This is a genomic window from Pseudomonas sp. V98_8, assembly GCF_029967975.1.
Taxonomy (GTDB): domain Bacteria; phylum Pseudomonadota; class Gammaproteobacteria; order Pseudomonadales; family Pseudomonadaceae; genus Aquipseudomonas; species Aquipseudomonas umsongensis.
Window position 1 is genome coordinate 1 of record NZ_JASCAE010000077.1, and the last position, 23,103, is coordinate 23,103.

The 23,103-nt window shown below is 60.2% G+C and carries 20 protein-coding genes; 17 read left to right on the forward strand and 3 right to left on the reverse strand.

What is annotated here, in order from left to right:
* Positions 1 to 72: 72 nt before the first annotated feature.
* The 3 genes from QLG10_RS23265 to phhA form a co-directional block, all read right to left on the reverse strand.
* On the reverse strand, positions 73 to 1,269 hold the full coding sequence (locus tag QLG10_RS23265) for an amino acid aminotransferase (protein WP_282488131.1): 1,197 nt from the start codon (positions 1,267 to 1,269) through the stop codon (positions 73 to 75).
* On the reverse strand, positions 1,266 to 1,622 hold the full coding sequence (locus QLG10_RS23270; protein ID WP_083348425.1) for a 4a-hydroxytetrahydrobiopterin dehydratase: 357 nt from the start codon (positions 1,620 to 1,622) through the stop codon (positions 1,266 to 1,268). Before QLG10_RS23270 ends, QLG10_RS23265 begins: the two co-directional genes overlap by 4 nt.
* 104 nt (positions 1,623 to 1,726) lie before the next feature.
* Positions 1,727 to 2,518 (reverse strand): phenylalanine 4-monooxygenase, encoded by a 792-nt coding sequence (gene phhA, locus QLG10_RS23275; protein ID WP_020796932.1) that lies wholly within the window; start codon positions 2,516 to 2,518, stop codon positions 1,727 to 1,729.
* A 277-nt stretch (positions 2,519 to 2,795) separates the two neighbouring features.
* On the opposite strand from phhA, the gene QLG10_RS23280 reads away from it, so the two are divergent.
* From QLG10_RS23280 to QLG10_RS23360, 17 genes are all read left to right on the forward strand, one after another.
* Complete coding sequence (locus tag QLG10_RS23280; protein WP_282488117.1) at positions 2,796 to 4,355, forward strand: sigma-54-dependent transcriptional regulator; 1,560 nt, start codon at positions 2,796 to 2,798, stop codon at positions 4,353 to 4,355.
* A 322-nt stretch (positions 4,356 to 4,677) separates the two neighbouring features.
* The gene (locus QLG10_RS23285; RefSeq protein WP_020796936.1) at positions 4,678 to 5,418 is read left to right on the forward strand and encodes a flagellar basal body rod protein FlgF; all 741 of its coding nucleotides are present in this window, start codon (positions 4,678 to 4,680) and stop codon (positions 5,416 to 5,418) included.
* A gap of 45 nt (positions 5,419 to 5,463) precedes the next feature.
* A complete protein-coding gene (flgG, locus tag QLG10_RS23290) occupies positions 5,464 to 6,249 on the forward strand; it encodes a flagellar basal-body rod protein FlgG (protein ID WP_008055493.1) in 786 nt (261 codons plus the stop codon).
* 52 nt (positions 6,250 to 6,301) lie between these two features.
* Positions 6,302 to 6,997, forward strand: coding sequence for a flagellar basal body L-ring protein FlgH (gene flgH / locus QLG10_RS23295; protein WP_020796937.1), 696 nt, complete (start codon positions 6,302 to 6,304; stop codon positions 6,995 to 6,997).
* Between the two features lie 27 nt (positions 6,998 to 7,024).
* A complete protein-coding gene (locus QLG10_RS23300) occupies positions 7,025 to 8,113 on the forward strand; it encodes a flagellar basal body P-ring protein FlgI (RefSeq protein ID WP_033043362.1) in 1,089 nt (362 codons plus the stop codon).
* An 11-nt stretch (positions 8,114 to 8,124) separates the two neighbouring features.
* Complete coding sequence (gene flgJ, locus QLG10_RS23305; RefSeq protein WP_282488118.1) at positions 8,125 to 9,408, forward strand: flagellar assembly peptidoglycan hydrolase FlgJ; 1,284 nt, start codon at positions 8,125 to 8,127, stop codon at positions 9,406 to 9,408.
* A 16-nt stretch (positions 9,409 to 9,424) separates the two neighbouring features.
* Positions 9,425 to 11,434, forward strand: a complete 2,010-nt coding sequence (flgK, locus tag QLG10_RS23310; RefSeq protein WP_282488119.1) for a flagellar hook-associated protein FlgK — start codon at positions 9,425 to 9,427, stop codon at positions 11,432 to 11,434.
* Between the two features lie 13 nt (positions 11,435 to 11,447).
* On the forward strand, positions 11,448 to 13,040 hold the full coding sequence (locus tag QLG10_RS23315; RefSeq protein ID WP_282488120.1) for a flagellar hook-associated protein 3: 1,593 nt from the start codon (positions 11,448 to 11,450) through the stop codon (positions 13,038 to 13,040).
* 314 nt (positions 13,041 to 13,354) lie between these two features.
* Positions 13,355 to 14,284: a ketoacyl-ACP synthase III gene (locus tag QLG10_RS23320; protein ID WP_168757440.1), complete on the forward strand. Its 930-nt coding sequence runs from the start codon at positions 13,355 to 13,357 to the stop codon at positions 14,282 to 14,284.
* 251 nt (positions 14,285 to 14,535) lie between these two features.
* The gene (locus QLG10_RS23325) at positions 14,536 to 15,960 is read left to right on the forward strand and encodes a flagellin (RefSeq protein WP_282488121.1); all 1,425 of its coding nucleotides are present in this window, start codon (positions 14,536 to 14,538) and stop codon (positions 15,958 to 15,960) included.
* Positions 15,961 to 16,032: 72 nt separating this feature from the next.
* Positions 16,033 to 16,383 (forward strand): flagellar protein FlaG, encoded by a 351-nt coding sequence (locus QLG10_RS23330; RefSeq protein ID WP_282488122.1) that lies wholly within the window; start codon positions 16,033 to 16,035, stop codon positions 16,381 to 16,383.
* 81 nt (positions 16,384 to 16,464) lie between these two features.
* The gene (gene fliD, locus QLG10_RS23335) at positions 16,465 to 17,850 is read left to right on the forward strand and encodes a flagellar filament capping protein FliD (protein WP_282488123.1); all 1,386 of its coding nucleotides are present in this window, start codon (positions 16,465 to 16,467) and stop codon (positions 17,848 to 17,850) included.
* A gap of 151 nt (positions 17,851 to 18,001) precedes the next feature.
* Positions 18,002 to 18,397 carry a flagellar export chaperone FliS gene (fliS, locus tag QLG10_RS23340; protein WP_282488124.1) on the forward strand — a complete coding sequence of 132 codons (396 nt, stop codon included), beginning with the start codon at positions 18,002 to 18,004 and terminating at the stop codon, positions 18,395 to 18,397.
* A gap of 17 nt (positions 18,398 to 18,414) precedes the next feature.
* Complete coding sequence (gene fliT, locus QLG10_RS23345) at positions 18,415 to 18,711, forward strand: flagellar protein FliT (RefSeq protein ID WP_282488125.1); 297 nt, start codon at positions 18,415 to 18,417, stop codon at positions 18,709 to 18,711.
* A gap of 173 nt (positions 18,712 to 18,884) precedes the next feature.
* Positions 18,885 to 20,360 (forward strand): sigma-54 dependent transcriptional regulator, encoded by a 1,476-nt coding sequence (locus QLG10_RS23350; protein ID WP_110746134.1) that lies wholly within the window; start codon positions 18,885 to 18,887, stop codon positions 20,358 to 20,360.
* A gap of 112 nt (positions 20,361 to 20,472) precedes the next feature.
* The gene (locus tag QLG10_RS23355; RefSeq protein WP_110746136.1) at positions 20,473 to 21,696 is read left to right on the forward strand and encodes an ATP-binding protein; all 1,224 of its coding nucleotides are present in this window, start codon (positions 20,473 to 20,475) and stop codon (positions 21,694 to 21,696) included.
* A 5-nt stretch (positions 21,697 to 21,701) separates the two neighbouring features.
* A complete protein-coding gene (locus QLG10_RS23360; protein ID WP_282488126.1) occupies positions 21,702 to 23,081 on the forward strand; it encodes a sigma-54 dependent transcriptional regulator in 1,380 nt (459 codons plus the stop codon).
* The last annotated feature ends 22 nt before the right edge of the window (positions 23,082 to 23,103 follow it).

Genomic DNA, 23,103 nt, shown 5'->3' on the forward strand with positions numbered 1-23,103 from the left:
AAAGCGGTGGGTCAGTCACATTAATGTCGACTGACACTCCGCTTTCGCGAGCAAGCCCGCTCCCACAAGGGGTTATTTGCAGACTTTTGCGATAGCTTCGGCCAGAAGATCCAGGCGCGACGCATCGATCCCCGCCACGTTCGCCCTGCCCGAGCTGACCATGTACACGCTGTGGTTATCCCGCAGGTCTTTCACTTGTTCAGGTGACAACCCGGTGTAGGAAAACATCCCGCGCTGCACGCCGATGTGCGCGAAGCGCTCACGCAAACCATGGGCCTCCAGCGCTTCGAGCAAACCGCTGCGCAGTTGTGCAATGCGCAGGCGCATGGTTTCCACTTCGTCGGCCCAGAGGTTTTTCAGTTCCGGGTCGCCGAGGATGGTCGCCACCACGGCAGCGCCGTGATCGGGCGGCGTCGACCACAGGTTGCGGGCGATGTTGGCCAGTTGGCTGCGGATGTCGGTCAGCTTCTCCGCGGATTTCGCGCAGACAATCAGCGCACCGGTGCGGTCCCGGTACAGCCCGAAGTTCTTCGAGCAGGAGCTGGTGATCAGGACTTCCGGCAGCTCGGCGACAAACAGTCGAGTCGACCACGCGTCCTGTTCCAGGCCATCGCCGAAGCCCTGGTAGGCGAAATCGATCAGCGGCAGCAACTCGCGCCGACGCACCACCTCCAGCACCCGGCGCCAGTCATCATGGGACAGATCGAAGCCGGTCGGGTTGTGGCAGCAGGCGTGCAGCAGCACCACGTCGCCCTTGGGGGCTTCATTGAGCACGGCAAGCATCGCATCGACGTCGAGACGGTTGTCGCTGCCCACGTACGGGTAATGGCTGACCTTGACCTTGGCCGCGGCGAAAATGGTTTCGTGGATCGGCCAGGTCGGATTGCTCAGCCAGACCCCACGGCCTGGCAGGCACTGGGCGATGAAGTCCGCGCTCAAGCGCAACGCCCCGGTGCCGCCCGGAGTCTGGGTGGCGCCGGCGCGCTGTTCGGCGATCAACTTCGAGTCGGCGCCGAGCACCAACTCGTTGATGACTTTGCCAAAAGCCGCGTCGCCATGACCGCCGATGTAGGTCTTGGTGGTCTGGCGATCCACCAGTCGCGCCTCAGCGAGTTTCACGGCCTGGGGAATCGAGGTCAGGCCCTGGGCGTCTTTATAGACACCCACGCCAAGATCGAATTTGCGCGGGTTGGGGTCCTGCGCATAGGCCTCCATCAGGCCGAGGATCGGGTCGCCGGGCACCCGGCCGATGGCGTCAAAATGCATTATTTGCGGCCCTCGGCGTCCTTGGCCACAACGTCTGTGCGCGCTGCCATGATGAAGTCGTTGCGGTGCAGGCCCTTGATCGAGTGGCTCCACCAGGTCACGGTGACTTTGCCCCACTCGGTCAGCAGGCCAGGGTGATGGCCTTCGGCCTCGGAGATTTCGCCGACGGCGTTGGTGAACGCCAGGGCGTGCTTGAAGTTCTTGAACAGGAAAACCTTTTCCAGCTGCATGATGCCGTCGCGAACTTCGATGTTCCAGTCGGGGATCTGCTTGATCAGGATCGGCAGTTCTTCGTCGCTGACTTGTGGGGCGTCGGCGCGGCAGGCTTCGCAGTGGGCTTGGGTTAATGCGGTCATGATGGGTTCCTGAAATCGTATTATTGGAATTCGGCCGTCAATGTCACCACGCTAAAGCAAAGCGTCGGTTCCGGACAGGCTCACTTGATGCTAAAAGCTGCGGATCACGCGGCTTTTGGTTTTGGCGGAAATTTTGGCGCGTGCAGACCCATCTGCATCGCTTGCTTGACCATGCCCATGATGTCTTCGTGGGCCAGGTCGAACAGGCGCTTGAGGTTCGGCAGCACGAAATACAGCGGTTGCAGGATGTCGATACGGTAAGGCGTTCGCATGCACTCCAGCGGATCGAATGCCTGGCGCTCAGGCTCATCCGACAGGCAATAAACGGTTTCCTTGGGCGAAGAAAGGATGCCGCCACCGTAGATGCGCTGGCCTTGCGGGGTGTCGAGCAGACCGAATTCGATGGTCATCCAGTACAGGCGCGCCAGGTACACGCGCTCTTCCTTGGAAGCCTGCAGCCCAAGTTTGCCGTAGGTGTGGGTGAATTCAGCGAACCAGGGGTTGGTCAGCAAAGGGCAGTGGCCGAAAATCTCGTGGAAAATGTCCGGCTCTTGCAGGTAATCCAGCTCTTCGCGGGTTCGAATGAAGGTGGCTACTGGAAACTGCTTGCTGGCGAGCAATTCAAAAAAGGTCTGGAAGGGAATCAGCGCCGGAACGCGGGCGACTTGCCAGCCGGTGGTTTCACCGAGGACCTTGTTGATCTCGCCCAGTTGCGGAATGCGGTCGTGGGGCAGACCGAGTTTTTCGATGCCGTCCAGGTATTCCTGGCACGCACGCCCTTCGATCACTTTCAGTTGGCGAGTGATCAGCGTGTTCCACACCGCGTGTTCTTCAGCGGTGTAGTCGATAAAACCTTGCGCATCGGGCTCACGAGCCACGTATTGCGTCTGCTTCATGCTGCTCTCCTGCTAGGGGATTCGTTCTTGTTATGTACTGCTTTGGACCTAGGAATACCCCAACAATTGCATCGATGCAGCCGGCGAAACGCGTCCTGCGCGGGAAAAACGCGGTCAAACCGTAAAGTTTTCGTTACGTATTGAGCGTCATCGCGCAGATGTTGAGATTGGCGGGTAGGAAAAGCCCTTCACCTGTCACATAATCTTGACGACAAAGTGAGCGTTCCTGCAGAAAAAATCCTGCCAGGGGCCTCTTCATCACTGTCCAGGCCTCTATATGCGTATCAAAGTCCACTGCCAGAACCGCATCGGCATCCTGCGCGACATTCTCAACCTGTTGGTCGAGTACGGCATCAACGTCGCTCGGGGCGAAGTGGGGGGCGAGCATGGCAATGCCATTTACCTGCACTGTCCGAACCTCATCAATATTCAGTTCCAGGCGCTGCGTCCGAAATTCGAAGCGATTGCCGGGGTGTTCGGCGTCAAGCGGGTAGGGCTGATGCCCAGTGAGCGTCGGCACATGGAGCTCAATGCGTTGCTCGGCGCGCTGGAGTTTCCGGTGCTGTCGATCGATATGGGCGGCTCAATCGTCGCGGCCAATCGCGCGGCGGCGCAGTTGCTGGGTGTGCGGGTGGATGAAGTGCCGGGGATTCCCTTGTCGCGTTATGCCGAGGATTTCGACTTGCCGGAGCTGGTGCGCGCCAACAAATCGCGGATCAACGGGCTGCGGGTCAAGGTCAAGGGCGATGTGTTCCTGGCCGACATCGCGCCCCTGCAATCGGAGCATGACGACAGCGAAGCCATGGCCGGGGCGGTGTTGACCCTGCACCGTGCCGACCGGGTGGGCGAGCGCATATATAACGTGCGCAAGCAGGAGTTGCGCGGCTTCGACAGCATCTTTCAAAGCTCGAAGGTGATGGCGGCGGTGGTGCGCGAAGCTCGGCGCATGGCTCCGCTCGATGCACCGCTATTGATAGAAGGCGAAACCGGTACCGGCAAAGAGCTGTTGGCGCGCGCCTGCCACCTGGCCAGTCCGCGTGGGCAATCGCCGCTGATGGCGCTCAATTGCGCCGGCCTGCCGGAGTCCATGGCCGAGACCGAGTTGTTCGGCTATGGCCCTGGTGCCTTCGAGGGCGCCCGGGCCGAGGGTAAGCTCGGCCTGTTGGAATTGACGGCCGGCGGTACGTTGTTTCTCGATGGTGTCGGGGAAATGAGCCCGCGGTTGCAGGTGAAACTGCTGCGTTTCCTGCAGGATGGCTGCTTCCGTCGCGTCGGCAGCGATGAGGAGGTTTACCTCGATGTGCGGGTGATTTGCGCGACCCAGGTCGACCTGTCCGAACTCTGTGCCCGGGGGGAGTTTCGCCAGGACCTGTATCACCGTTTGAACGTGCTGTCGTTGCACATCCCGCCGCTGCGCGAATGCCTCGACGGCCTGACGCCGCTGGTGGAGCACTTTCTCGATCAGGCCAGCCGGCAGATCGGTTGCCCGCTGCCCAAGTTGGCACCCGCGGCCATGGACCGGCTCAGCCATTACCATTGGCCGGGTAACGTACGGCAGTTGGAAAACGTGCTGTTCCAGGCGGTCTCCCTGTGCGATGGCGGGATGGTCAAGGCCGAGCATATTCGTCTGCCGGATTATGGCGTGCGTCAGCCACTTGGCGATTTTTCGCTGGAGGGCGGGCTGGACGAGATTGTCGGGCGCTTTGAGAAAGCGGTGCTGGAGCGTTTGTATTCCGAGCATCCGAGCAGTCGGCAATTGGGTAAAAGGCTGGGGGTTTCGCATACCACCATCGCCAATAAGTTGCGTGATTATGAGGTGGGCAAGACAGAGTCTTAGCTGATTTTTGCGGTGATAGTGCAGGCCTCTTCGCGAGCAGGCTCGCTCCCACAGGGGATCTTCAGTGCGCCGCAGATCCAATGTGGGAGCGAGCCTGCTCGCGAAGGCGGCGGTGGCCATCGCCCAAGGCCAAGCCTTGCCACCCACCGGCACGACACCGCCGGTTTTTCGTCTCTGACACAATCCCCGATTTCCCTCTAAATACCCTCAAGTCCTTTATTTGCCGGGCTTCGCGCCACCAAAAACAACTTGGTCTGCAAATTGCTTATGCCACGTCAGTACAGCATCGGGCGGCAAACGTCCGGCAGGCAGAGGAAAGCGTGTGGACAAGTACCTTTATGTGGCAATGACCGGTGCCAGCCAGAATGCACTGGCGCAAAAGGCTCATGCCAACAACCTGGCGAACATCTCTACCAGCGGCTTCCAGAAAGACCTGGAGCAGGCCCGCTCGATGCCGGTGTTCGGCGACAGCTTTCCGGCGCGCGCGTTTGCCTTGTCCGAACGCCCGGCCACCGACTTTACCCCTGGCTCGCTGGTACAGACCGGGCGCGACCTGGATGTCGCCGTGCAGGGCAGTGGCTGGCTGGCGGTGCAGAACCCCGATGGCGGCGAAAGCTACGTGCGTACCGGCAGCCTGGTGGTGGACGCCTTGGGCGTACTGCGCGCTGGCAACGGCATGCCGGTGATCGGCAATGGCGGGCCGATTGCCGTGCCGCCCGAGCAGCAGATCGAAGTCGGCGAGGACGGCACCATCAGCATCCGGGCGATGGGCGAAGGCCCGCGCGTCATGGCCGAAGTCGATCGCATCAAGCTGGTCAACCCGGACATCAAGAACATGACCAAGGGCCTGGACGGTTCGATCCACACCAAGGACGGTGCACCTGCGCAAGCCGATGCCGGGGTCAAGCTGGTGTCCGGTTTCCTCGAGTCGAGCAACGTCAATGCCGTGGACGAGATGACCCAGGTGCTGGCCCTGTCGAAGCAGTTCGAGCTGCACATCAAGATGATGAACACCGCCAAAGAAGACGACCAGGCCATGGCTCGGGTCTTGCAGATCAGCTAATTACCAGAACGTCGCGCCGTAAAACAGGCGCACGAGGAGAATCGAATGCTTCCGGCTCTATGGGTTGCCAAAACCGGCCTGTCCGCCCAGGACACCAACCTGACCACCATTTCCAACAACCTGGCCAACGTGTCGACCACGGGTTTCAAGCGTGACCGCGCCGAGTTCCAGGACTTGCTGTACCAGATCAAGCGTCAGCCAGGCGCCCAGTCGACCCAGGACAGCGAACTGCCGTCCGGCCTGCAACTGGGTACCGGTGTGCGCATTGTCGGCACCCAGAAAAACTTCAACGCCGGCAGCCTGCAAACCACCGAGCAACCCCTGGACATGGCCATCGACGGTCGCGGCTTCTTCCAGATCCTGCAGCCGGACGGCACCACGTCCTACACCCGTGATGGTACTTTCCACCTGGACTCCAACGGCCAGATCGTCAACGCCAGCGGCTTTGCCCTGGAGCCGGCGATCGTCATTCCGAACGACGCCCAGACCTTCACCGTGGGCAAGGACGGCACCGTGTCCATCACCGTCGCCGGCAACCCGGCTTCCCAGGTGATCGGCAACCTGCAGACCGCCGACTTCATCAACCCGGCCGGCTTGCAGGCGGTGGGCAACAACCTGTTCCTGGAAACCGCCGCCAGTGGCGCGCCGCAAGTTGGCACCCCGGGCCTCGCCGGTTTCGGCACCACGCTGCAGAACACCCTGGAAACTTCCAACGTCAGCACCGTTGAAGAGATGGTCAACATGATCACCACCCAACGCGCCTACGAGATGAACTCCAAGGTGATCTCCACCGCCGACCAGATGCTCTCGTTCGTAACGCAGAATCTGTAATCAAGTCTATGAGGCGGCCGTGCGGCCGCCTGCAGCACCGTGAGGTAGGGTCATGAAACGCTTCGTCTCTGTTCTGGCATTGAGTGGGATTACCGCGCTCGCAGGCTGCGTGCCCGTGTCGCCCAAGCCCAATGACCCTTACTACGCCCCGGTGTTGCCGCGCACGCCGTTGCCGGCTGCCGCCAACAACGGTTCGATCTACCAGGCCGGTTTCGAGCAGAACCTGTACAGCGACCGCAAGGCATTCCGGGTCGGTGACATCATCACCATCACCCTGAACGAGAAGACCCAGGCGAGTAAAAACGCCAACTCGCAAATTGGCAAGAACAGCAAGACCGGCATCGGCCTGACCTCGCTGTTCGGTAGCAGCGCAACCACCAACAACCCGTTTGGCGATGGCGACCTGAGCCTGAGCGCCAGCTATGAAGGTGACCGCGCGACCAAGGGCGACAGCAAGGCCGGGCAGGGCAACAGCCTGACCGGCTCCATCACCGTGACGGTGGCGGACGTCTTGCCCAACGGCATCATCGCCGTGCGCGGCGAGAAGTGGCTGACCCTCAACACCGGTGACGAACTGGTACGGATTGCCGGCCTGGTGCGCGCCGATGACATTGCCACCGACAACACCGTGTCGTCGACCCGCGTCGCCGATGCACGCATCACCTACTCGGGCACCGGTTCCTTTGCCGATGCGAGTCAGCCAGGCTGGTTCGACCGTTTCTTCCTCAGCCCGCTGTTCCCTTTCTAGGTGGTCACCTTGCATTTCAAAAGCCTCATGGTGGCCGCATTGTTGATGTCTGCGGCCTTCAACGCTCAAGCCGAGCGCCTGAAGGACATCGCCAGTATTTCCGGCGTGCGCTCCAACCAGTTGATCGGTTACGGCCTGGTGGTCGGCCTTAACGGCACTGGCGACCAGACGACGCAAACCCCGTTCACCTTGCAGACCTTCAACAACATGCTCTCGCAGTTCGGCATCAAAGTGCCGCCGGGCTCGGGCAACGTGCAGTTGAAGAACGTCGCGGCGGTCTCGATCAGTGCCGACTTGCCGGCCTTCGCCAAGCCAGGTCAGCAGATCGACATCACCGTGGCCTCCATCGGTAACTCCAAGAGCCTGCGCGGCGGCACCTTGCTGCTGACGCCGCTCAAGGGCATCGACGGCAACGTCTATGCGGTGGCCCAGGGCAACCTGGTGGTCGGCGGTTTCGATGCCGAAGGTCGCGACGGCTCGAAGATCACGGTCAACGTGCCGTCGGCCGGTCGCATCCCCGGCGGCGCGTCGGTCGAGCGCGCCGTGCCGAGCGGTTTCAACCAGGGCAACAGCCTGACCCTGAACCTCAACCGTTCCGACTTCACCACGGCCAAGCGCATCGTCGACAAGATCAACGACATGCTCGGCCCTGGCGTGGCCCAGGCCATCGACGGCGGATCGGTGCGCGTCACCGCGCCGCTGGACCCAAGCCAACGTGTCGACTATCTGTCGATCCTGGAAAACCTCGAGATCGATCCGGGCCAGGCGGTGGCCAAGGTCATCATCAACTCGCGCACCGGCACCATCGTGATTGGCCAGAACGTCAAGGTTTCCCCGGCCGCCGTTACCCACGGCAGCCTGACCGTGACCATTACCGAAGACCCTATCGTCAGCCAGCCAGGTCCGCTGTCCAATGGCCAGACGGCCGTCGTGCCGCGCTCGCGGGTCAACGCCGAGCAGGAAGCCAAGCCGATGTTCAAGTTCGGCCCGGGCACCACACTCGACGAAATCGTGCGTGCGGTGAACCAGGTCGGCGCGGCACCGGGCGACCTGATGGCGATTCTTGAAGCACTGAAACAGGCTGGCGCCTTGCAAGCCGACCTGATCGTGATCTGAGGACGGCGACCATGGACATGAACAAGAGCGGTCGGGTCAGCAGCAGCGATTCCGGTGCTTTTTCCGACCTGAACCGGCTGAACCAGCTCAAGGTCGGCGACAAGAACAGCGACGCCAACATGCGCAAGGTGGCGCAGGAGTTCGAGTCGCTGTTCCTTGGCGAGATGCTCAAGTCGATGCGCTCGGCCACCGAATCGTTGGGCAAGGACAACCCGATGAACACCGCCGAAGCCAAGCAGTACCAGGAAATGTACGACCAGCAACTGGCGGTTTCGATGTCCCGCGAGGGCGGCGGTATCGGCCTGGCGGATGTGCTGATGCGCCAGATGTCAAAGAACAAGCCGCTGGCGCCGGGTGAAGCGGCAACGCTGTCCGCCGCCAAGCAGGAGGCCGCGAAAGCCGCTGCGCAAACCCCGGTGGCCGCCGGCACGACGGCGCTCCATGGGCCGCTGTCGCGGGTCAATGGCGAACGTCCATTGTGGGCTTCACGTTCGGTCAGTGCACCGAGCGGCGATGGCGCACATCGCAATGACATGGCGCTGATCAATCAGCGCCGGCTGGCGCTGCCGCCGAAACTGGCCGATCGCTTGCTCGCGGGCCTGGTGCCTTCCGCCACGCCAACCAATGCTGGGGTGGTCAACAAGGCGCCATTGCCCGAGCGCGTCGCAAGCAGCGGTTCCGGCCCCTTGTACAACGGCGACTGGCTGGCCAATGCCCAGGCAGCACAGAGCGGGTCCCTGCAGATTCACGGGCGCGCCATCGCGCAAATCCCCTTGGCGCCAGCGAAAAAAGCCTTCAGCAGCGCCGACGAATTTGTCAACACCATGCTGCCGATGGCCAAGGAAGCGGCCGACCGCATTGGCGTCGATCCGCGCTACCTGGTGGCCCAGGCCGCCCTGGAAACCGGCTGGGGCAAATCGGTCATGCGGGCCCAGGATGGCAGCAGCAGCTACAACCTGTTCGGCATCAAGGCCGGCAGCAGTTGGAAGGGTGATTCGGCACGGGCGATCACCAGCGAATTCAGGAACGGCGAGATGGTCAAGGAGACGGCCGAGTTCCGTTCCTACGACTCCTACAAGGACAGCTTCCATGACCTTGTCACGCTGCTGCAAACCAATAATCGCTATCAAGATGTCGTGAAGTCGGCCGATAACCCGGAACAGTTTGTGCGCGAGCTGCAAAAGGCCGGTTACGCAACCGACCCGGCTTACGCCAGCAAGATTTCGCAGATAGCCAGGCAGATGACGAGTTATCAGAACTACGCTGCGGCGGGCGTTTCAACCACGCCTTTATAGACTAAGGGTCTGAACCATGAGTTTGCTCAACATCGGAATGTCGGGTCTGTCCGCTAGCCACGCATCGTTGGTGACTACCGGTAACAACATTTCCAACGTCGATACAGTCGGGTACTCGCGCCAACAAACCGTGCAGAACAGCAAAAGCTCCATTCAGTACGGCAATGTGTTCATCGGCACCGGCACCACGCTGGCCGACGTGCGTCGGGTGTACAACAGCTACCTCGACGCGCAGCTGCAGACCTCGACTTCGCTCAACAGTGATGCCCAGGCTTACCTGGGGCAGGCCACCCAGGTGGACAAATTGCTGTCCGACAGCGGTACCGGTGTTACCAAAACGCTGCAGGCTTTCTTCTCGTCCTTGCAGACGCTGGCGGGCAACTCCAACGACAACGCCGCGCGCCAGGCATTGTTGACCAATGCCCAAGGCTTGAGCGGCCGCTTCAATTCCATTTCCCAGCAATTGAAGCAGCAAGGTACCTACATCAACGATCAGCTGGGCTCGATGGCCGAACAGGTCAACAAGCTGGCGTCGACCGTGGCGGCCTACAACAAGAAAATCAGTGATGTCAGTGGTTCAGGGGGCACGCCCAACGAGCTGTTGGACCAGCGTAACGAAACCATCCGCCAGCTCAATGAACTGGTGGGCACCCAGGTCACCGAGACCGAAGGTCGCATGGATATCTACCTGGGCAGCGGTCAACCATTGGTGGTGGGCGATACCGTCAACAAGCTGCGTGTGGCGGCCGACCCGGCCGACCCGACCCGTTCCTCGGTCATCATGGACCGTACTGGTTCGTCGATCGACATCACCAACGTGATGAGCGGTGGCGAGATGGGCGGGCTGTTGCGTTATCGCAATGACGTGTTGACCCCGGCAGTCAACGGCCTGGGGCGTATAGCCATGGTCGTGGCCGATCAGGTCAACAAGCAATTGGGCCAGGGCCTGGATCAGAACGGCAATTTCGGCGCAGCGTTGTTCAATAACATCAACAGTGCCGCGGCCATCAGTCAGCGCAGCATTGCCAATGCCAACAACGACCCGGCGTCCGGCAACCTCAACGTTACCATTCAGGACACCAGCAAGCTGGCAGCCAGCGATTACCAGGTGACCTTCACCAGCGCCACGGGCTACAGCGTGCGGCGCCTGTCGGATAACACCGACATGGGCACTTTCACCTTGGGCGCGACCCCGACGCCGGTCATCGACGGCTTCAGTCTGAGCCTCAATGCAGGCCCGGTGAATGCCGGCGACACTTTCAAGATTACCCCGACCCGCAGCTCTGCCGCAGACATGGCCACGGTCATGACAGACACCAAGACCCTGGCCACGGCCGCTCCGCTGACGTCCACCAAGGCTGCGGGAAATGACGGTACCGGCGCTGTCGGCCAGCCGACCCTGAGCACAAGCCTGGACATCTACGACCCGGTGCAGCGCCTGGAAGTGCAGGCGGCGGTCAAGGCATCGATGCCGGTTCGCATGCTCATGACTAGCGCCACCGCCTATGAAGTGTTCGACGCCAAGGGCACCAGCATCGGCACCGGGAGCATCGTGCCTGGCCAGAACAACGACATGAATATTTCGGTGCCCTACACCGATGCCGGCGGCGCTGCCAAAACCTTCAAGGTGGCGATGACGGTCAGCGGCAGCCCGGCATCGGGCGACAGTTTCAACATTGCCATGACCGGAGCCAGCAGCACCGACAACCGCAATGCTCAGGCGCTGCTGGGGCTGCAATCCAAGGCTACGATCGGCGCCACTGCCACCAGCCCGGGCGTGAGTTTTACCGAAGCGTATGGTGGTCTGGTGACGGCCGTCGGCTCCCTGACCAAGCAGGGGCAGCTGGATGCCACGGCCACCGACACCATCGTGACCGGTGCACGCAACGCGCGGGACTCGCTATCGGGCGTCGACCTCGACGAAGAGGCGGGTAACCTGACCAAGTACCAGCAGTACTACACGGCCTCTTCGCAGATCATCAAGACTGCGCAGGAAATTTTCAGCACCCTGATCAATGCCCTTTAAGGAGCCGTAGGACATGCGTATTTCTACCGCACAGTATTACGCCACGACGGCTGCCAACTATTCGCGCAACCTCAACAACGTGATGAAGACGGCGGAGCAGGCCAGCAGTGGTGTGAAGCTCGAGACCGCGGCAGATGATCCGGTCGGCGCGGCGCGGCTGCTGCAACTCGAACAGCAAAAAGCCATGCTGGGTCAGTACACCACCAACATCAACGCCTTGAATACCGCTCAGGCGCAGGAAGAAGGCGTGCTCGACACTATCAACAACGTGCTGCAGAAAGTCAGCGAGTTGGCGATTCGGGCGGGTGGCGGATCGTTGAATGACGATGACCGCAAATCCATCGCCGCTGAGCTCAAACAGTCCGAAGAGCAATTGCTGAGCCTGATGAACAGCAAGGACGCCAACGGCAAGTACATCTTCTCCGGCGCCAGCAACAACACGCAGCCATTTGTACGCGATGGTGACGGCACCTACAGCTACCAGGGCGACCAGACCCAGTTGGAACTGAAAATCGGCGATTCGATGTCGCTGGGCCTGAACGATACTGGGTGGGACGTTTTCCAGCAGGCGATCAATGCTGCACGTAGTTCGACCACAATGACCGCACCCGCCGTCGATGACGGTCGTGTAGCGCTTTCGCCCGGCCTGGTGAGCTCAGGTCCGACCTTCGATGCGAATTTCCGCAGCGGTCAGCCTTATACCCTGTCGTTCGTCAGCAGCACCCAGTACAAGATCACCGATGCATCGGGTAATGACGTGACCGCTGAAGCAGGTGGCGGTGGCAAGTTCGATCCGAATGCCAAGGGCGGTTCCGACGTCGATTTCCGCGGCGTGACCTTCAAGCTGGACATTACGTTCCAGGCCGGCGACACCCCCGCCGACTCCGCCAGTGCCGATGCGGTCATCGCTGGTCACAGCTTTCAGTTGACGGCCAAGCCTGACAGCTTCGTCGCCAACCGCGCGCCGAGCAACACTTCGACTGCGATCATTTCCCAGGCCGTAGTGACCAACGCCAGCGATTACAAGAGCTTCTTCCCGGAAGGCGGGGCGGTGCTGAAGTTCACTGGTCCCGGGACTTTCGAGATGTATGCGCGTCCGTTGACTGCTGGCAGCACGCCAGTGACCACTGGGACCGTGACCGCTGGCGTGGCGACGGCAGCTGGCGTCAGCTTTACCCTCGGCGGCACGCCGGCGGTTCCAGCGGCAGGTGATCAGTTCGATATTGCGGTCAACACCCACCAGACCCAGAACGTGCTCGACACCATCAGCCAGCTGCGTTCGGCGCTCGATGCACCGACCCAGGGCAACCCGGTCGCACAACGTTTTCTCGAAGATACCGTGGCTTCGGCCATTGCCAATCTGAACAACTCGAAGAACCAGGTCGACCTTGCCCGTGGCGCCATCGGTGCCCGTGGCAACGTCATGGACATGCAGACCGAGCAGAACACCAGCACCGGCCTGATCAACGAATCGAGCGGCAATTCGATCAAGAACACCGACCCGGCGGAAGTGTTGACGCGTCTGACCTTGCAGCAAACCATGCTGCAGGCCGCGCAACTGGCATTCGCCAAGATTTCCCAGCTGAGCCTGTTCAACAAGCTTTGAGTCAGGCTTGATCACTCCGCGGCCGGTCCCTGTCATAGGCGACTGGCCTTTTTTTTGGGTTTTTTTTGAATGTAACGAAGCGTGGCAGGACGCGATCCGGACCACAAAATCAAATAAAGCATCGAACTCTGAGTGACCCGTCGGTCAAAACGCGCATCTTCACTGTATCCTGTCTGCGGGCGGTGAAGGTGGTGGGCTGTTCAAGGTGAATCCTTGAGTCCTGACGTTGCCTCCTCTGGGGGCCAGGCCCTGTCTGTAGACGCCCTCGATTCAGCGAGCGGCGATGTTCAGCTGTTTATTATTGGGAAGCCATAATGATTGGCATAAAAAATATAGCGAGTTACGTGCCGACAGCCGGGGTTGATAACTACGCCCAGGGTGCAAAGTTCGACAAGGACGAAACCTTCATCCTTGGCAAGATCGGCTCGGCATTTTTGCCGCGCATGGCTGCCGATCAGGAAACCTCCGACCTGTGCGTCGAAGCAGCCAATGCGCTGTTCGCCGCCAGTCCCGAACTGAAACGTGAGTCCATCGACTGCCTGATCGTCGTCACCCAGAACGGTGATGAGGAAGGATTGCCGCACACCGCTGCGATCGTTCAGGACAAGTTGGGCTTGCCGACCCATGTCGCCGCTTTCGATATTTCCCTGGGCTGTTCCGGTTATGTGTACGGCCTCTATGCGATCAAAGGCTTCATGGAGGCGGCAGGGCTGAAGAACGGCCTGCTGATCACCGCTGACCCTTACTCGAAGATCGTCGATCCGGAAGACCGCAACACCACCATGTTGTTTGGCGATGCTGCGACTGCCACCTGGATGGGCGAAAATGCGGTCTGGCAATTGGGCAAGTCGAAGTTCGGTACTGATGGTTCCGGCGCGCCGCATCTGAAGGTCACCGATGGGGTGTTCTTCATGAATGGCCGCCAGGTCTTCAACTTTGCCTTGCTCAAGGTTCCGGCGCATCTGCATGAGTTGCTGGAGGAGTCGAATTTGCAGGCCAGCGATATCAACGCCTTCTGCATTCACCAAGGCAGTGCGGCGATTGTCGATGCCGTGGCGCGTCGTTTTGAAGAAGGCGAGCCGGAGAAGTTCGTCAAGGACATGCTCGAAACCGGTAACACGGTGTCGTCGAGTATTCCGCTGCTGCTGCAGAACCACGTGTTCGATTCCAAGTGGACTCGCGTGGCCATCAGTGGCTTTGGCGTGGGCCTCTCGTGGGGTTCGGCGATTCTCTATCGCGGCTGATCGGTTTTTCAGCGCTCGTGAACAAAAACGCCCGGTAACGCAAATTATCGGGCGTTTTGCGTTTTCCTGGCGCCAGCTTTCTGGCTCTAAAGCCCTGAAAATAAAGGGCTGGCACCCTGCCACTAAAAATTTGCAAAAAACCCCTCAAGCAAAGCCTCTTCACGACGATAACTATTACGTAGGTTCTCTAGGCCAAACCCGACGGATGTCAGGGCCGGAAGCCGAAGTATCCATCCAACGAGGATTTCGTCATGGCTTTAACCGTAAACACCAACCTTGCTTCCTTGACCGTTCAGAACAACCTGAACAAAGCTTCCGGTAACCTGCAGAACTCCATGCAGCGCCTGTCCTCCGGCCTGCGTATCAACAGCGCTAAAGACGACGCTGCCGGCCTGCAAATTTCCAACCGTCTGACCAGCCAGATCAACGGCCTGGGCACCGCGATCAAGAACGCCGGTGACGGTATCTCCATCGCGCAAACGGCTGAAGGCGCGATGCAGGAATCCACCAACATCCTGCAAAAAATGCGTACCCTGGCTCTGGCGTCCGCGAACGGCTCGCCAAGCGTTGAGGACCGTAAGTCGAACAACGCTGAATACTCTGCACTTACCGCTGAGCTGACCCGTATCGCTACCACCACTACTTTCGGTGGTCGTAACCTGCTGGACGGTTCTTTCGGTACTACCGCTTTCCAAGTGGGCGCTAACGCCAACCAGACCATCAACATGTCCCTGGGTGACGTATCGGCCAACAACATCGGCTCCCAACAGTTGAAATCCAAGGCAATCGTGCCGACTGCAACTGGTGTGGGTGCTGGTGCTATTGTCCTCGTGGGTGGTGGCCAGACCGGTACTATCAACGTTACAGCTGGTGATTCAGCTCAGACAACTGCTGCTGCGATCAACAAAGCAGCTGTTGGTGGTGTGACCGCGACTGCCAGCACCGAAGCCCAATTCACTGTCAACAGTGGTGCGATCGCTGCTAGCGCCAACTTCACCATTAAAGTAGGCAGCGGCAGCGCGGTGAGCATTGTTGGTGTGAAAACCACGGGTGAGCTGGCTGATCAACTGAAATCCAATGCCGCCAAATTGGGTATCAGCGTTAACTACGATGCCAAGGCTGGTACCCTGTCGGTTAAATCCGACACTGGTGAGAACATCGTAATGGACAACGGTGACGCAGACGCAATCGCCGGTATCAAGGTATTGGCTAAAGACGGTGCCGGTGTTTACGGTGCTGCAACTGGCCTCCTGGCAGGCCCTCTGCAGGTTACCGGTGCAGTTTCCTTGAACTCGGCCAACAGCTACTCGATGAGCGGTGCTGGTGTGGCTGGTCTGTTCGCCACCACTGTCTCGGCTAAAACCACTGTCGCAGCCACTGACGTAACTACCGCAGCCAACGCTCAGAACGCGATCGATGTGATCAGCCAAGCGATCACGGCCATCGACTCCCAGCGTGCCGACCTCGGTGCGGTACAAAACCGTTTCGACAGCACCGTAGCCAACCTGCGCAGCATCTCGGACAACTCCACTTCTGCTCGTGGCGTGATCCAGGACGTTGACTTCGCGGCCGAAACTGCGCAGCTGACCAAGCAACAAACTCTGCAACAGGCATCCACCGCGATCCTGTCCCAGGCTAACCAGCTGCCATCGGCTGTGCTGAAACTGCTGGGTTAATTCCGCCGTTTGGTAACTGACGGAAGGGCGCGTTTACGCGCCCTTTTGTTTTTCATGATGAGGAGATCAGGCATGGATATGAGCGTCAAGTTGAACCAGTCCTATCCCGCCGTTGCATCTCAGGGGGTAACGCCGAATGTCACTGGAAAGCCGGAGCTGCCCAAGATTGATGCGGTGAAGGCCTCGAACTCCGAGCCAAAGCGGGACGAGCTGGAAAAAGCTGTCACCGATATTCAGGAATTTGTCCAGGCTGCCCAGCGCAATCTGGATTTTTCCATTGATGATTCCACGGGCCGCGTCGTGGTCAAGGTCATAGCCACCGAAACGGGTCTCGTGATTCGTCAGATCCCATCGGAAGCTGCACTGAAGCTGGCACAAAGCCTGTCGGACGCCAGTAGCTTATTGTTTGACGACAAAGTCTGAGCTGGCATGAATTTTGTTGCTGTCGCAGTTTAAGACGTTCCTGGTCAAGAAAACGGCAGCCACTGGATAAGGAGAGAGAAGATGGCGGGTACATCGGTTAGCGGTATTGGTTCGAACATCGATACCCAGGCGATTGTGAAGTCTTTGGTGGATTCCGAAAGGGCACCAAAACAGACGCAGATCAACAATCAGACGCTGAAAGCAACCACCTCGCTGTCGTCGATCGGCAAAATCCAGGCGGCGCTGGATGCCTTCCGTGGTGCGTTGGACAACATGAAGACCGCTTCCAGCTTCAGCGGATTGAGCGGTATGTCCTCCGATGAAAAAGTCGCTACCGTGACCACCGGTAACGGCGCGGCGGCGGGCAATTTCTCGCTGCTGGTTACCCAGTTGGCAACGGCGTCGAAAATTTCCACCAAGGTGTTCACCGGCGGCGCTTCCTCGGTGGTCAACGCCGGTTCAGTCCCGTCCACGCTTAGCATCAAACAGGGCAGTAACACCTTTGATGTCAGCATTCCTGCGGGCTCGACGTTGCAGCAGGTCCGGGACTCGATCAATTCCCAGTATGCTAACCAGGGTTTAAGTGCCAACATCCTGACCGACGCCAACGGTTCTCGTATGGTGCTGACTTCCAGTACCACCGGTGTCGGTTCGGACCTGACCCTGTCGGGCAACTCCGGTCTGCAAACTGGCACTTCAGTCCTCGCTACGCCACAGAATGCCAAGTACACGCTCGATGGTGTGGCGATGGAATCCAAGGCCAATACCATTGCCGACGCAGTGAGCGGGATTACCGTCAAGCTGGTAGGGGTTTCTCCGGTGCCGTCTGGTGGCGGTGCGGCAACGCCAGCCACTATTACGGTGTCAGCCGATACTGCGACGCTGAAGTCGGCAGTCAAGGGCTTTGTCGATACCTACAACGCACTGATCAAGGCTGCTAACACCGAGACCCAGGTCACTACCAATGCCGATGGTTCGTTGACGTCGGGCGCTCTCACGGGCGACGCGTCTCTGCGTTCGTTGCTTTCGTCGGTGCGTACCGAGTTGAACACCATGGGTGGCACCGGTCAGATGAAAGCTCTCTCTCAGTTTGGCGTGCAGACTGACCAGAAGACTGGGTTACTGTCGATCGATGACAAATTGTTCAGTGCTGCGGCACTCACCAATGCCGCCGATATCAACGGGATCTTTTCGGGCGATACCGGTTTGCTTGCGCGTATGAAGTCCGCGACCGACAGTTTCGCGCAGAAAACTACCGGCGTATTTGCTGCGCGCTCGGCAAGCCTGAGTGACAGCCTGAACGACCTGAAGAAGCAGCAGGACTCCCTCGATGCGCGGATGGCCAGCTTGCAAACCAGTCTGAGCGCCAAATACACGGCCATGGACTCGCTGGTGGCCAGGCTGCGCGCCCAGAGCGACAGCATCATGACCACGCTCAATGCGCTGAACAATCCGAAGTCGGATTGATCTGCATAAGGCATAAAGGACCAGGCCGCCTGTCATAACAGCGCCTGGTTTTTTTATGGATGCACGTCCGCGTTAAAGTTCTGTGTCGACCAGTCGACATATTGGTCAGAGCCTTCCCAATTCCAGCTGTTGTCTGTCACGAGGTAGAACCATGAACCCCATGAGAGCCCTTCGCCAATATCAGAAGGTCAATTCCCATGCCCAGATCTCTGAAGCCAACCCCCATCGCCTGGTACAGCTGCTGATGGAGGGCGGGCTGGATCGCATGGCTCAGGCCAAGGGCGCCATGGAGCGTGGCGACATCGCGCTCAAGGGGTTGATGCTGGGCAAGGCGGTAGACATCATCATCGGCCTGCGCGACGGCCTGAATCCGGAAAAAACCGATGATCCGGCTTCGCTGCAGCAGCTCGATAATTTGTACGCCTACATGATGACGCGTCTGATGGAAGCCAATCGCGAAAACGATGCTGCCATCATCGACGAAGTAGCAGGTTTGCTCGAAACCCTTAAAAGCGGCTGGGATGCGATTGGAACCCCACAGGCCTGACGGCCGAGGATGACGTCATGAGTCAAGCACTGCGGCGAATTGAAGAAACCCGTGAAGCCCTGGTCGATGCCCTGGCGGCGCGAAACTGGGACATGATTGGCGAACTCGATGTGGCGTGTCGCGACTGCGTCGATGAGGTGCTCACCGAGGCGCCGATCGACGAGGAAGCATTACGCACCCACCTTGAGAGCTTGCTCGCGGTGTACAAAGATTTATTGACGGTGACGATGGGTGAGCGTCAGGCGATAGTCGATGAGATGTCGCAGATCAACCAAGCGAAGAGTGCCGCAAAGGTTTACCATCTGTTTGGTTAACTAGTTTCTGCTTAATCCGTGCTCATTGCGCCATAAATTTGACTGTGAACGGTTTTTTGACTTTACTAGTGGCTGTTTCCAGATTTCAGGCGTCTACAGGCATTAACGGTCTGCAAGCGTCTAGCTTGCCCACTCATTTCGGGCACCGGGTCGACTAGGGAAGTTACGATTGCATGTGGCGTGAAACCAAAATTCTGCTGATCGATGACGATAGCGTCCGCCGCCGCGACCTGGCGGTGATTTTAAATTTTCTCGGCGAAGAAAATTTACCCTGCGGTAGCCACGACTGGCAGCAGGCGGTCGTCTCTTTATCTTCTAGTCGTGAAGTGATCTGTGTCCTTATCGGGACGGTCAACGCTCCGGGTTCGCTTCAGGGCTTGTTAAAGACACTGTCGACATGGGATGAGTTCCTTCCGATTTTGCTGATGGGCGATAATTCTTCCATCGACCTGCCGGAAGACCAGCGTCGCCGCGTGCTGTCGACCCTCGAAATGCCACCTAGCTACAGCAAGTTGCTCGATTCGCTGCACCGTGCCCAGGTCTATCGCGAGATGTACGACCAGGCCCGCGAGCGCGGTCGGCATCGTGAGCCCAATCTTTTCCGCAGCCTCGTCGGCACCAGCCGGGCGATCCAGCACGTGCGCCAGATGATGCAGCAAGTGGCCGATACTGATGCCAGTGTGCTGATCCTCGGTGAGTCCGGGACCGGCAAGGAAGTGGTCGCGCGCAACCTGCATTACCACTCCAAGCGCCGCGAGGCACCGTTCGTGCCGGTCAATTGCGGGGCGATTCCGGCCGAGCTGCTGGAAAGCGAATTGTTCGGCCATGAGAAGGGCGCGTTCACCGGGGCGATCACCAGCCGTGCCGGGCGTTTCGAGCTGGCCAATGGCGGCACTCTGTTCCTCGACGAAATTGGCGACATGCCACTGCCGATGCAGGTCAAGCTGCTGCGCGTGTTGCAAGAGCGTACGTTTGAGCGCGTGGGCAGCAACAAGACCCAGAGCGTCGATGTGCGCATCATTGCGGCGACCCACAAGAATCTCGAAAGCATGATCGAGATCGGCACCTTCCGCGAAGACCTGTATTACCGCCTGAACGTGTTCCCGATCGAGATGGCGCCGCTGCGCGAGCGCGTAGAAGACATTCCGCTGCTGATGAACGAGTTGATCTCGCGCATGGAGCACGAGAAGCGCGGTTCGATCCGTTTCAACTCCGCGGCCATCATGTCGCTGTGCCGTCACGGCTGGCCGGGCAACGTCCGCGAGCTGGCCAACCTGGTGGAGCGCATGGCGATCATGCATCCATACGGGGTGATCGGCGTGGTCGAGCTGCCGAAGAAATTCCGTTACGTCGACGATGAAGACGAGCAATTGGTCGACACCCTGCGCAGCGATCTCGAAGAGCGGGTGGCAATCAACGGCCATACCCCGGACTTCACCACCCATGCCATGCTGCCACCTGAAGGCCTGGACCTGAAGGATTACCTCGGTGGCCTGGAGCAAGGCCTGATCCAGCAAGCGCTGGACGATGCCAATGGCATTGTCGCGCGCGCCGCTGAACGCCTGCGTATCCGCCGGACCACGCTGGTGGAGAAAATGCGCAAGTACGGCATGAGTCGTCGTGACGGTGATGAACAGGCGGATGATTGACGCCTGTTTTTCAAGTCGTTCATGTTCAAGCAGTTTTTTTTAGGCACGGGTATTGCTATAGCCCTCGCAACGTTCCGTTTCACTGACGGTCAGCCAAGCGAGAGAGCACCCCATGCCCCCATCCGCCCAGATGTCTCCTGCTCCCGATACCTTGGGGGATGCCCTGGGGCAATCGTCGTCGGTAGAGCAGGCGAGCCGGCTTGGCCTTGAGCAGGCGTTTGCCCTGTTCAACCAGATGTCGAGCCAATTGACCAACTCCTACAGCATGCTCGAAGCCCGGGTGACCGAGCTCAAGGGGGAGTTGGCGGTGGTCAGCGCCCAGCGCATGCAGGAGCTGGCGGAGAAAGAACGCCTGGCCAATCGCCTGCAGCATCTGCTCGACCTTTTACCTGGTGGCATCATCGTCATCGACGCCCAGGGCATCGTGCGCGAAGCCAATCCGGCGGCGTGCGAACTGCTCGGCCTGCCCCTCGAAGGTGAGCTGTGGCGACAGGTCATTGCCCGTTGCTTTGCGCCCCGTGAAGACGACGGTCATGAAGTCTCCCTCAAGGATGGTAGGCGCCTGTCGATTGCCACCCGTTCGCTGGATGCCGAGCCTGGGCAGCTGGTGCTGCTCAACGACCTTACCGAGACCCGTCATCTGCAAGATCAACTGGCGCGCCACGAACGCCTGTCTTCCCTGGGGCGCATGGTGGCGTCGCTGGCGCATCAGATTCGCACGCCATTGTCCGCGGCCTTGCTCTATGCCAGCCACTTAACCGAGCAGGCGCTGCCGGTGGCCACCCAGCAGCGCTTCGCCGGGCGGCTCAAGGAGCGCTTGCATGAGCTGGAACATCAGGTGCGCGACATGCTGGTGTTCGCGCGCGGCGAGCTGCCATTGACCGACCGCGTGACGCCGGCGCAGCTGATGCAATCACTCCAGGCGGCGGCCCTGGCGCATGTGCAGGACTTGCCGATTCGCTGGCAATGCGACGCCCATGCCGGCGAACTGCTGTGCAATCGCGACACCCTGGTGGGTGCGGTCCTCAATCTGATCGAAAACGCCATTCAGGCCAGTGCCGCTGACGTGCGCTTGAAGGTGCACCTCTACACCCGTGGCAATAACCTGCGCTTGTGCGTCAGCGATAGCGGCAGCGGTATCGACGAAGCGGTGCTGGCGCGTCTGGGGGAGCCATTTTTTACCACCAAGGCCACGGGCACCGGTCTCGGCCTGACCGTGGTCAAGGCGGTCGCGAGGGCGCACCAGGGCGAGTTGCGCTTGCGCTCGCGGATCGGTCGCGGCACCTGTGCGCAGGTACTGCTACCGCTTTTTGACAGTGCCCAGGCAGTGGAGTGAAGCTCATGGCTATCAAGGTTCTACTGGTCGAGGATGACCGCGCATTGCGCGAAGCGCTGGCAGACACGCTGTTGCTGGCCGGCCACGATTACAAGGCCGTGGCATCGGCGCAGGAAGCCCTGGAGGCCGCAGCGGGCGAGGCGTTCAATCTGGTGGTCAGCGACGTCAACATGCCGGGCATGGATGGTCATCAGTTGCTCGCTTTGCTGCGGGCGCGACAGCCGCAACTGCCGGTGCTGCTGATGACCGCGCATGGTGCCGTCGAGCGCGCGGTGGATGCGATGCGCCAAGGGGCGGCGGATTACCTGGTCAAGCCGTTCGAGCCCAAGGCGCTGCTCGACCTGGTCGCACGGCACGCTCAGGGTCGGGTCGGCGCCACCGATGGCGAAGGGCCCGTGGCGTTCGAGCCGGCCAGTGCACAGTTGCTGGAGTTGGCCGCGCGGGTGGCGCGCAGTGATTCCACGGTGCTGATCTCCGGAGAGTCCGGCACCGGCAAGGAAGTGCTGGCGCGCTACATTCACCAGCACTCTCATCGGGCCAGTCAGCCGTTCATTGCGATCAACTGCGCGGCGATTCCGGACAACATGCTGGAGGCCACGCTCTTCGGGCACGAAAAGGGCTCGTTCACCGGCGCCATCGCGGCGCAGGCCGGCAAGTTCGAGCAGGCCGATGGCGGGACGATCCTGCTCGATGAAATTTCCGAAATGCCCTTGGGGTTGCAGGCCAAGTTGCTGCGGGTGTTGCAAGAGCGCGAGGTTGAGCGAGTGGGTGCGCGCAAGCCGACAGCCCTGGATATCCGTGTGGTCGCGACCACCAACCGGGACTTGGCGGGTGAGGTGGCGGCGGGGCGTTTTCGTGAAGACCTGTACTATCGCCTGTCGGTGTTCCCCCTGGCTTGGCGGCCGTTGCGCGAGCGCACCGCCGATATCCTGCCGCTGGCCGAGCGACTGTTGGCCAGGCACGTCAATAAAATGAAGCATGCCGCGGCCAGGCTGTCGCCCGCGGCCCAGGCGTGCCTGATCGCCTATCCGTGGCCGGGCAACGTGCGTGAACTGGACAATGCGCTGCAGCGTGCGTTGATCCTGCAGCAGGGCGGGGTGATCGAGCCGCAGGATTTCTGCCTGAACGGACCGATCGCTTGCGCGCCGTTGCCGGCATTGGCGCCAACGCCAGTGCGGGCGGTCGAGGCCGAGTCTGGCGGCGCGCTGGGCGATGACCTGCGGCGCCGCGAGTTCCAGATGATCATCGACACCTTGCGCACCGAGCGCGGCCGCCGCAAAGAGGCCGCCGAGCGCCTGGGCATCAGCCCGCGCACCTTGCGCTACAAGCTGGCGCAGATGCGCGATGCCGGAATGGACGTGGAAGCATATTTGTTTGCTACCTGATCCACCGTGACGCCCGGTTCTC